At 72.6% G+C, this 9,990-nt stretch carries 8 protein-coding genes; 7 read left to right on the top strand and 1 reads right to left on the bottom strand.

The window, feature by feature from the left end; translation table 11 throughout:
• Positions 1 to 189 precede the first annotated feature (189 nt).
• From AB0411_RS07385 to AB0411_RS07365, 5 genes are all read left to right on the top strand, one after another.
• Positions 190 to 1,614: an aldehyde dehydrogenase family protein gene (locus AB0411_RS07385; RefSeq protein WP_366416275.1), complete on the top strand. Its 1,425-nt coding sequence runs from the start codon at positions 190 to 192 to the stop codon at positions 1,612 to 1,614.
• Positions 1,615 to 1,721: 107 nt separating this feature from the next.
• Positions 1,722 to 2,744: a terpene synthase family protein gene (locus tag AB0411_RS07380; RefSeq protein WP_366416274.1), complete on the top strand. Its 1,023-nt coding sequence runs from the start codon at positions 1,722 to 1,724 to the stop codon at positions 2,742 to 2,744.
• A 165-nt stretch (positions 2,745 to 2,909) separates the two neighbouring features.
• On the top strand, positions 2,910 to 3,689 hold the full coding sequence (locus tag AB0411_RS07375) for an oxygenase MpaB family protein (RefSeq protein ID WP_366416273.1): 780 nt from the start codon (positions 2,910 to 2,912) through the stop codon (positions 3,687 to 3,689).
• 7 nt (positions 3,690 to 3,696) lie between these two features.
• Positions 3,697 to 4,746, top strand: coding sequence for a cysteine synthase family protein (locus tag AB0411_RS07370; protein ID WP_366416272.1), 1,050 nt, complete (start codon positions 3,697 to 3,699; stop codon positions 4,744 to 4,746).
• Positions 4,743 to 5,765 (top strand): ornithine cyclodeaminase, encoded by a 1,023-nt coding sequence (locus AB0411_RS07365; RefSeq protein WP_366416271.1) that lies wholly within the window; start codon positions 4,743 to 4,745, stop codon positions 5,763 to 5,765. The genes AB0411_RS07370 and AB0411_RS07365 overlap by 4 nt, the downstream gene beginning before the upstream one ends.
• 72 nt (positions 5,766 to 5,837) lie before the next feature.
• Here the strand turns inward: AB0411_RS07365 and AB0411_RS07360 are convergent, their stop codons facing one another.
• Positions 5,838 to 6,983, bottom strand: coding sequence for a CaiB/BaiF CoA transferase family protein (locus AB0411_RS07360; RefSeq protein ID WP_366416270.1), 1,146 nt, complete (start codon positions 6,981 to 6,983; stop codon positions 5,838 to 5,840).
• Positions 6,984 to 7,149: 166 nt separating this feature from the next.
• On the opposite strand from AB0411_RS07360, the gene AB0411_RS07355 reads away from it, so the two are divergent.
• Together AB0411_RS07355 and AB0411_RS07350 are read left to right on the top strand one after the other, a co-directional pair.
• On the top strand, positions 7,150 to 8,805 hold the full coding sequence (locus AB0411_RS07355; RefSeq protein ID WP_366416269.1) for a class I adenylate-forming enzyme family protein: 1,656 nt from the start codon (positions 7,150 to 7,152) through the stop codon (positions 8,803 to 8,805).
• Positions 8,802 to 9,851 carry an LLM class F420-dependent oxidoreductase gene (locus AB0411_RS07350; RefSeq protein ID WP_366416268.1) on the top strand — a complete coding sequence of 350 codons (1,050 nt, stop codon included), beginning with the start codon at positions 8,802 to 8,804 and terminating at the stop codon, positions 9,849 to 9,851. Before AB0411_RS07355 ends, AB0411_RS07350 begins: the two co-directional genes overlap by 4 nt.
• Positions 9,852 to 9,990 lie beyond the last annotated feature (139 nt).

Raw genomic sequence — 9,990 nt, 5'->3', positions numbered from 1 at the left:
AGCAAACACGACCGGCCAATGCCGAATCGGTACGGTAACCGCAATTGCCGGTGTGTGGTCTTCGGCGCCGTGCAGGGGCAGTTCCTCATTCAGGTTGTCTCCAGTCGCCCGAGCCGTCCGTGCGTAATCGTTTGGCCTGCCCGACATCGAAAGCGCTGTATTCGCTCCTCGAGGAGAATTACCCAGGCCATGGAATCCCTGCCGCTTGACTCCCTTTACGTCGATGGCCGGTGGACCCGACCCGCCGCGGCCGAGACCGTCGCCGTGGAGAATCCCGCCACGGAGGAGATCGTGGGGCGGATCGCCGCCGGTGACGCACGGGACGTCCGGCGCGCCGTCGACGCCGCTCGGACCGCCCTCCCCGCCTGGTCCGCCACCGAGGCCCCGGTGCGTGCCGGACATCTGTCGGCGCTGCGGGACCTGCTGGTCGAGAACCAGGCGGAGATGGCCGGCCTGATCACCCGTGAGATGGGCTCTCCCCTGTCGTTCTCCCGGCGGGTGCAGGTGGGGCTGCCGGTCAAGGTGCTGGAGGCCTACGCCGCCGAGGCGGCCGCGAGCGGGGAGGAGCGCATCGGCCACTCCCTCGTGGTCAGGGAGGCGGCCGGGGTGGTCGCCGCGATCACCCCGTGGAACTATCCGCTGCACCAGGCGGTGGCGAAGGTCGGCGCGGCCCTGGCCGCGGGCTGCACGATCGTCCTCAAGCCCAGTGAACTCGCCCCGCTGTCCGCCTGTTTCCTCACCACGCTGATCGACGCGCTGGGCCTGCCGCCCGGGGTGTTCAACCTGGTCCCGGGCCGGGGGACGGATGCCGGACGGGCCCTCGCCGCCGATCCGGGCGTGGACGTGGTGTCGTTCACCGGCTCGCTCGCGGCCGGCCGGGAGGTCGGCTCCGCCGCGGCCCTCGGCGTCAAGAAGGTCTGCCTGGAACTGGGCGGTAAATCGGCGACGGTGGTGCTCCCCGACGCCGACCTGGAGACCGCCGTCACCGACGCGACCCACGGCGCGCTGCACAACGCGGGGCAGACCTGTTCGGCCCGCAGCCGGCTGCTCGTCCCGCGGGCGCGGCTCGACGAAGCTCTGGAGCTGGTCCGCTCGGTGCTCGCCGCGTATGTGCCCGGAGACCCGATGGATCCCGCCTGCCGGCTGGGCCCGCTGGTCTCCCGCGCCCAGCGGGACCGCGTCCTCGGGTACCTCGACGCGGCGAGAAGGTCCGGCGCGCGGCAGGTGGCCGGGCCGCCGTGGGACCGGGTGCCGGCCCGCGGCCACTATGTGACGCCGAGCGTGTGGACGCAGGTGCCGCCCGATTCCCCGCTGGCCCAGGAGGAGATCTTCGGGCCGGTGCTGACCGTCCTCCCCTTCGACGACGACGCCGACGCCGTGGCGCAGGCCAACGCGACGCGGTACGGCCTCGCGGCGACCGTGTGGTCGGCCGACACCGCGCGGGCGACCGCCGTGGCCCGCCGGCTGCGGGCCGGGCAGGTCGACATCAACGACGCCGCGTTCAACCCCGCCGCGCCTTTCGGCGGCTACCGGCAGTCGGGGGTCGGGCGCGAACTCGGGCGCCACGGAATCCAGGAGTTCCAGGAGCTCAAGTCGCTCCAGCTGCCCTCCTGACCCGGCGCCGGGGCCGCGCCGTTCGCCGCCCGCCCCGCCCCATGCGCACTCCCCCGCACTTCGCAGACCGCAGACCGCACTCCCACGCCTCTACGACGGGTGACACCGTGTCCCTTGACATACCCCAGCTGCACGCCCAGTTCCCGCCCCGGATCAGCCCCTTCACCGCGCAGGTGGAGGAGAGCACCCGGGCCTTCGTCCGCCGCTTCGGGCTGGTGCCCGACGAGGCCGCCCGGCGCCACCACGAACGCTCCCTGCTCGGCACGCTGATGTCCCGGGCGTATCCGCACTCCGGCCCGGTCGAACTCGCGCTGGTGACGGACTGGATCAGCTGCATGCTGGTCCTGGACGACCAGTTCGACGAGACCCGGCTCGGCCAGGAGCCCGAGCGGTTGCGGGCGGTGTGCGACGAGGTGCTCGGCTGGCTCCCGGCCGACGGCACCGTCGACGAGCGTCCCACCGCGTCCGTCGACGCCTCGATCACCCGTGCGTTCCGTCCGGCCTACGCCGACCTGTGGCGGCGCACGGCCCCGTACACCTCCGACACCTGGCGGGCACGACTCGCGGGGCACATCGGCGCCTTCTTCGACACCTGCGTCTGGGAGGCGGAGAACCGCCGCACCGGGCGGGTGCCCGGTCTGGCGGAGTACATCGAGCACCGCGGCCGTGCGCTGATGCCCTACCTCGACCTCATCGAGGTGACTACGCACGCCGAGATCCCCGAGGAGGTCTACCGGCTGCCCGAGTTCACCGAGATGAACCAGGCGCTGTCCGACGCCGACCTGTGGACCAACGACCTCTTCTCCTGTGAGAAGGAAGCGCTGCTCAGCGATCCGCACAACCTCGTCCTGGTTCACCGGCACGAGCACGGGACCGATCTGCAGACCGCCGCGAACGCGGTCGGCGCGATGGTCCAGGAGCGCTTCGACCGCTTCACCGAGCTCAGCGGCTCGTTCCCGGGCCCGGCCCTGGAAGCGGAGCTCTCCCCCGCCGAACTCGCCATGCTGCGCCGGCATGTCGAGGGCCTGCGCAGCTGGCTCAGCGGCCAGCTGCAGTGGCGATTCGAGACCCACCGCTTCGATCCGTCGCGGCTGGAGGGCTCGAACGCCACCGGATCCACCCCCCTCTGACGGGGCCCGTCGCGCCCCTCCCCCTTGCGATCGAGGTACGGAATGCGAGACCGGTACGCCACCCTGAGACACCTGCGTTCACTCGATCCGAAAGCGGATCACGAGCAGATCCACCGCATATCCTCCGACCGCGAATTCCCGTGGGACTACGGCAGAGGCCTAGAAGTGGCCATCTGGCGTACCTGCTGTGTGCCCAGCATCTCCTCGGTGCTGGACGGCAGCGGGGAGTTCGCCCGGCACGCACAGAAGCGGTACGACGACACCCGGATCCTGCTGGGCGAGATGGTCCGCGGCGGATACGACTCCGAGCGCGGCCGCCAGGCCCTGCGCCAGATCAACCAGGCACACCGCCGCTTCACCATCGACAACGACGACATGCGCTATGTGCTGTCGACGTTCGTCTACGAACCGATCCGGTGGATCGACCGCTGGGCCTGGCGCAGGACCACCGAGACGGAACGTCTGGCGGCCTTCTACTTCTTCGTCGAGGTGGGACGCCGGATGAACATCCGGGACCTGCCGTCCGACTACGACGAGTTCGAGCGGTTCAACCGCGACTTCGAGCGGTCGGCGTTCCGCCGGGTGCCGAGCAACCACCGTGTCGGCACCCAGATCATGGACCTCTACTCGTCCTGGTACCCGCGCCCGGTCGGTGCCGTGGTGCGGGCCACGCTGCCCTGCCGGCTCGACGATCCGGCCCGCCACGCCCTGGCGATGTCCGCGCCCGCGCCCTGGGCACGCGCCCTCAACACCCTCGGACTGCGCGGTCATGCACGGGCCGAGCGTCTCGCACCGGCGCTGATGGCCCGGCTGATGACCCGGCCGACCGCCCGGACGTATCCGGGCTATCCGCACGGCTACCGGATCAGCGACATCGGGCCCCGCCATACGACCCGGCCGGACGCGGACGCGAAGGGTGCCCCCGCCGAGAGCCTCACGGAGTGACCCACCAATGACGCACTTCGCCTCGCCGCCCCTCCCCGCGGCCGCTGCCGTCCGCACCGGCGGCACTCCCCTGGAGCCCGTCCTCGTGCCGCTCGGTGAGCGCACCGTGCGGCTCTGGCTGAAGCTGGAGGCCGGCAACCCGTTCGGCTCCATCAAGGCACGCACCGCCGAGGCGCTGCTGTCCGCCCTGGAGGCGACCGGCGCGCTGCGACCCGGCTGCCGGGTCGTCGAGTCCAGCTCGGGCAACCTGGGAACGGCACTGGCCGGCCTCTGTGCGGCGCGCGGCTACGCCTGCACCCTGGTCGTGGAGCCCAGCACCCCGCACAGCAGTGTCGAGCGGATGACCGCCCACGGCGCGGACGTCGTGGTGGTCGACGAGGTGCCGGGCGGCAGGACACTCGACGCCAGGCTGACGGCGGTGCAGGAGATCCTGCGCCGAGACCCCACCGCCGTGTGGACGGATCAGTACAGCAGCCCCGCCAACCCGCGCGTCCACGAGACGCAGACCGCGGTGGAGCTGGTGGCGGCGGCGCCGGGCGGCTCGTACGACGCGGTGGCCGTGGCGGTCTCCACCGGCGGGACCCTCGCCGGCATCGCCCGGTACTTCCGCAAGGCGCTGCCGGCGGCCCGGATCATCGCGGTGGACGCGGTCGGTTCGGCAGCTCTGGGCGGCCCGGTCGCCGAACGCCCCTTCAAGCTGGCCGGGTTCGGCTCCGGACGGGTGTCCGGATTCCTCGCACCGCACCACTGGGACCACCTCGTGCGCCTCCGCGACCAGGACGCCGCGGCGGCCTGCGCGCTCGTCGAGGCGCGCACCGGTCTCTCGATCGGCGGCAGCGCCGGGGCGGCCGTCCTCGCCTCACTGGTGCGGGCCCTGCACGATCCGGGCCTGACGGAGATCGCCGTCGTCTGCCCGGACAGCGGCGAGAAGTACCCCCGGCTCGACGCGGGCTCACCCCTCGCCCACGGAGCGGACGACGAGACCGTCGTGGCTCTGGACCTGCTGGGCCGCTCCCGCCCCGGCAGCTCATCTCCCGGAGGAAGTACAGGCACATGACCGCCACCCCGATCACCTATCTCGACAGTGCCGACGTGGCGCGGATCTGCGCGGATCTGCCCGTCGTCGACATCGTCCACGACACCCTGCTGGCGTTCGCCCGTGAGGAGGCCGGGCTGACGCCGGAAGCCGCCCTGCGCTGGACCACGGCGAGCGGTGACAGCGCGCGCAGCCTCATCCTGCCCGGGTGGGCGGCGGGCAGCTACGGCTGCAAGATCATCAATGCGTCGCTGGGCAACCACCGTTCCGGTCTGCCGCGTGCCGCCGGCCTGATCGTGCTGAACGACCCGGAGACGGCGCGTCCGATGTGCCTCATGGAGGGCGCCCGGATCAGCGCGCTGCGCACCGCGGGTGTCTCGGTCGCCGCGGTACGGGCCCTCCGCGCGCCGGGCGGCCTGACCCGGGCGGCCTTCCTCGGCTGCGGCCGGCAGGCGGAGGTCCACCTGGAACTGCTGGCCGAGGTGTGTCCCGCCCTGACCGAGGTGACGCTGTACGACCGGGACGGCGAACGGGCCGAGGAGCGTGCCGCGTCGTGGCGCGGCGCCCACCCGGAGATGACGTTCCGGGTCGCCGGCCACGCCCGCGACGCCGTCGAGGGAGCCCAGCTCACGGTCGCGGTGACGACGACCACCGAGCCCTATGTCGAGCTGGACTGGGTACCGGCCGGCGCGACCTTCGTCAATGTCTCGCTCGACGACGCCGCGGAGAGCCTGCTGCTCGGCTGCGACCGGCTGTTCGTCGACAACTGGGACCTGGTGGCGGCGGACGACCACCGGCTGCTGGGGGTGCTGGCCCGCGCGGGCCGGGTGACCGGCCCCGGTGGCGAGGCTCCGGAGAAGGGCCGTGCGGTGGATGCCGAGCTGCCGGCGCTGCTCGCCGATCCGACGGCCCGTCCGGTGGGCGCGCAGGAGCGCGTGGTGATCAACCCGTTCGGCATGGGGGTGCACGACATCGCGGTGGCCGCGGCGGTGCACGCCGCGGCCGTGGAACGGGGCATCGGCCTGGCGCTCCCGCGCTGACCCGCCGCCCGCAACGCCGTAAGGCCCCGTCCTGGACGGGGCCTTACGGTTTCGGGGGAGGGAAATGGTCTGTCAGCCGTCCAGTGCGGCCAGGATCTCGGCGGTGTGCTCGCCGTGTGCGGGGGCCGGGCGACGCAGCGAGTCGACATCGTCGCCGCACAGCACCGGGAAGCGCACCTGCCGGCGGGGCCGCTCGGCCGCCGAGCCGGGCAGGGTGCCCACCAGCCCCCGGGCACGGATGTGGGCGTCCGTCAGCAGCTCCCCGGCCGACTCGTAGACGGGCGCCCACGGCAGGTCGAGGGCGGACAGGGTGGCCGTCCACCACGCCAGGTCGCGCTGGGCGAACACCTCCGTGAGCAGTGCCCCGATCTTCTTCTTGGCGCGGGTGCGCTCGGCCCTGCGGTCGTAGGCGTCGTCGGCGAGTGCCGGGAACTCCTCGCACAGGGCGGTACGGAACGTGCGCCAGAACTTGTCCTCGAACGTGGCCAGCGCGATCCGGCCGCCGTCCGCGGTGGTGAACACGTCGTTGTCCCCGGTGACCAGCGGGCTGTCGACGGGGTCCGCGCGCTGCAGCAACGGCAGGGCGAGCGGGCCGCACCAGGCCGCTGCGGCCTCGTGCAGGGACACGTCGAGGTGCCGGCCCGTTCCGGTCGCGCGCGCCGCGGAGACGGCGACGACCGTGGTGTACGCGGCGTACATGGCGCCGGCCAGGTCCGCGACCCGCACCCCCACCCGGTCGACGCTGCCCTCCGTGCGGTGCGGCACCGCGAAGAAACCGGACAGCGCCAGGAAGTTGAGATCGTGCCCGGGGCGGGAGGCGTACGGACCGGTCTGGCCGAAGCCGCTGATGGAGCAGAGCACGATCCGGGGATTGGCGGCACGCAGCTGCTCGTAGCCCAGGCCCATGCCCGCCAGCACTCCCGGCCGGTAGCTCTCCACCACCACGTCGCTGCGTTCGACGAGGCGCAGCAGTGTCCGGCGCCCCTCGTCCTCGCGCAGATCGAGCACCAGCGAGCGCTTGTTGCGGTTCAGCGCGGCGAAGGCCTCGGGGTCGACGAGCCTGCCGTAGTCGCCGTCGCCCGGACTCTCGACCTTGATGACATCGGCGCCGAGGTCGGCCATCAGGACCGTGGCGAACCCACCGGGCAGCAGCCGCGACAGGTCCAGCACCCGAATGTCCCGCAGGCCCGGCCAGCTGTCCGCCGGAATCTCCGTCATAAGCACTCCCCAGGAATCAATGGGTACACCTTAATGGCGCCCCGGACGGGGGATCTGGCAAGGAACTGAATTAATTACTGCCGCTTTCCGGCAATAGCCCGCACCGGAATGATGCGCCCGCAAAATATCGTCCGGAACCCGATTTCACTGATCGCAAGGAGCCCGCATGCCCACCGGACCCGGCACCTCGTGGCGTCCACCGGACCGCTCGGTCCCGCTCTGCGACCTCACGGTCGGCGCCCTGCTGCGAGCCACCGTCGCGGCACACGGCGAGGCGCTCGCACTGGCCGGCGTCCCGGAGGACGGCGGCCCCCGGCGCCTGTGGACCTATACCGCGCTCCTGGCCGAGGCCGAGCGCGTGGCGGCCGGAATTCGCGACCGTGTCCCACTGGGAAGCCGGGTTGCCCTCTGGGCACCCAACATTCCCGAGTGGCCGATATTCGAATACGCCGCGGCACTGGCCGGGGTGACCCTGGTGACGCTGAATCCGACGCTCCGCGCCGAGGAACTCACGCATGCCCTGCGCGTTTCCGCTCCGGAAATGCTGGTGCACGCCGACCGCAGCCGGGACTACGACATGGCCGCGGTGGTGCGCGAGGTCACGGCCGCGCTGCCGGAGCTGCGCCACGTGGTGTCGCTCGGTGCGTGGGAGAGCCTCAAGGGGACGGCTCCCCTGCCGTCCGACGAGGAGATCACCGCGGCCGGTGTGCCCGCCCAGATGCAGTTCACCTCGGGCACGACCGGGGCGCCCAAGGCCGTGCTGCTGTCGCACCGCGCCGTGGTCAACGTCTCCCGTTTCACCTTCGCGGGGCTCGGGGTCCGGGAGGGATCGAACGTCGTCTCGCCGCTGCCCATGTTCCACACCGCGGGCTGTGTCATCTCCTGCCTCGGGCCGCTGTGGAGCGGCGGGACGTTCACCCTGCTGGAGCGGTTCAGCCCCAAGCTGCTGCTCGACACGCTGCGGGAGACCCCCGGCAGCGTCCTGACCAGCGTGCCCACGGTGCTCGCCGCCCTGAACGAGGTGGCCGGGGAGGACACCGACCGGCCGGTGCTCTCCGCGGTCCTCACCGGCGCCGCCCCGGTCCGTGCGCGGCTCATCGGCGAGACCGAGGAGCTCTTCTCGACCACCGTCTTCAACCTGTACGGGCAGACCGAGCTCGCCTCGGTGCTCACCCTCACCCGCCCCGACGACTCCGCGCGGTCCAAGACCAGCACCGTGGGCCGGCCACTGCCGCACGCCGAGGTCAAGATCGTCGATCCGCGCTCCGGAGCGGTCCAACCGCTGGGCGTCCAGGGCGAGATCTGCGCCCGCGGCTACCAGCAGATGCTCGCCTACCACGGTGACCCGGAGGCCACCGCCCGCAAGGTCGACGCCGACGGCTGGCTGCACACCGGCGACCTCGGTTCGATGGACGCGACCGGCACCCTGCGCATCGACGGGCGGCTGAACGAGATCATCATCCGGGGCGGGGAGAACATCTCGCCCGTCGCCGTCGAAGAGGTGCTCTGCACGGCCGGGACGGTCGCGGAGGCGGTGGTGGTCGGCGTTCCCGACGAGCGGTGGGGCGAGGTCGTCGCCGCCGTGCTCCGGCCCGCGCCCGGCGCCCGGATCGACCTCACGGAGCTGGTCGCGCTGTGCCGCGAGCGGATGTCCCCCCACAAGATCCCTGCCCGGTGGTTCCTGGCGGAGCAGTTCCCGCTCACCGCCTCGGGGAAGATCCAGAAGTTCCGGGTGCGGGAGACGGTCGCCGAGGGCGGCTACCGCCCGCTCGGCACCGAACCGCCCGCCGCCGTCCGGACCTCCTCGCCGGGAGCGATATGAAGATCTCGATGCAGCTGCGCTACGACGGCGACATCGTCGCCGCCGCCCGGCAGGTGAGCACCCTCGAAGACGCCGGGCTCGACCTCGTCTGGGTACCGGAGGCGTACGGTTTTGACGCGCCCAGCTTCATGGGGTACCTCGCCGCCCGCACCAGCCGGGTGGAGATCGGCTCCGGCATCCTGTCGGTCTTCACCAGGACGCCCGCGCTGCTCGCGATGACCGCGGCCGGGATCGACGCCCTGTCAGGAGGACGCGCCCATCTGGGCATCGGCACCTCGGGGCCGCAGGTCGTCGAAGGGATGCACGGGGTGCCGTACTGCGCCCCCGTGGCCCGTACCCGCGAGACCATCGAGGTGATGCGGAGCTTCTGGCGGCGGGACGCGCCGGTGACGTACGACGGCCGTACCGTGCGGCTTCCGCTGCCCGCGGGCGACGCCGGCGGCAGCGGACTCGGGACCCCCATGCGCCTGCTGACCGCGCCGGTGCGGCCCGAGGTGCCGGTGTGGGTGGCGGCCCTGGGCCCGAAGAACGTGCGGATGGCCGCCGAGACCGCCGACGGTTGGCTGCCGATGTTCTTCGTCCCCGAGTGGTGCGACCAGGTCTGGGGACCGAGTCTGCGCGCCGGTGCCGCCGCCCGCGACACCCGTCGCGGACCGCTGGGCATCTCGGCCGGCGGGCTGCTCGCCATCGGCCCGGACGCCGCCCGCCACCGCGAGCGCGCCCGTGGTCAGCTCGCCCTGTTCATCGGGGGGATGGGCGCACCGGGCCACAACTACTACTACGACCTGGTGTGCCGTTACGGCTTTGCCCGCGACGCCGAGGCGATCCAGCGGCTCTTCCGGTCGGGCGACCGGAAGGGAGCCGCGGCGGCGGTGCCCGCCGGGCTGCTGGAGGCCACCACGATCTGCGGCCCGGAGAGCTATGTGAAGGACCGGCTCGCCGCCTACCGGGAGGCCGGCGTCACCCACCTCCAGGTCGCGCCGGTGCCTGAGGAGGGCGGAACGGAAGCGGCCCTGCTCGCCCGGCTGAAGGAACTGTGCGGCTGACCGCGCCCACCGCCCGCCGGGACCGGTCCCCCGCCACCGCGGCGCGGGGACACGGCCCGGCGTCCCGCCGCCGGGAGGACGACGGCCGGCCCGGTGCGGCCCTCGCGGGCGGGCACCGGGCCGGCCGGTCCGTGTCCGG

It is taken from the genome of Streptomyces angustmyceticus (genome assembly GCF_040701845.1).
In the GTDB taxonomy this organism is placed as follows: domain Bacteria; phylum Actinomycetota; class Actinomycetes; order Streptomycetales; family Streptomycetaceae; genus Streptomyces; species Streptomyces angustmyceticus_A.
Note: the sequence above shows the minus strand (reverse complement) of the source record. Positions and strands in the feature narration are given on the sequence as shown.

What these genes read in the sequence shown, in the direction of transcription:
- AB0411_RS07385 (WP_366416275.1), top strand. Translation starts at nt 190, where the DNA reads ATGGAATCCCTGCCGCTTGACTCCCTTTACGTCGATGGCCGGTGGACC.
- AB0411_RS07370 (WP_366416272.1), top strand. Translation starts at nt 3,697, where the DNA reads ATGACGCACTTCGCCTCGCCGCCCCTCCCCGCGGCCGCTGCCGTCCGC.
- AB0411_RS07355 (WP_366416269.1), top strand. Translation starts at nt 7,150, where the DNA reads ATGCCCACCGGACCCGGCACCTCGTGGCGTCCACCGGACCGCTCGGTC.
- AB0411_RS07360 (WP_366416270.1), bottom strand. Translation starts at nt 6,983, where the DNA reads ATGACGGAGATTCCGGCGGACAGCTGGCCGGGCCTGCGGGACATTCGG.
- AB0411_RS07350 (WP_366416268.1), top strand. Translation starts at nt 8,802, where the DNA reads ATGAAGATCTCGATGCAGCTGCGCTACGACGGCGACATCGTCGCCGCC.
- AB0411_RS07365 (WP_366416271.1), top strand. Translation starts at nt 4,743, where the DNA reads ATGACCGCCACCCCGATCACCTATCTCGACAGTGCCGACGTGGCGCGG.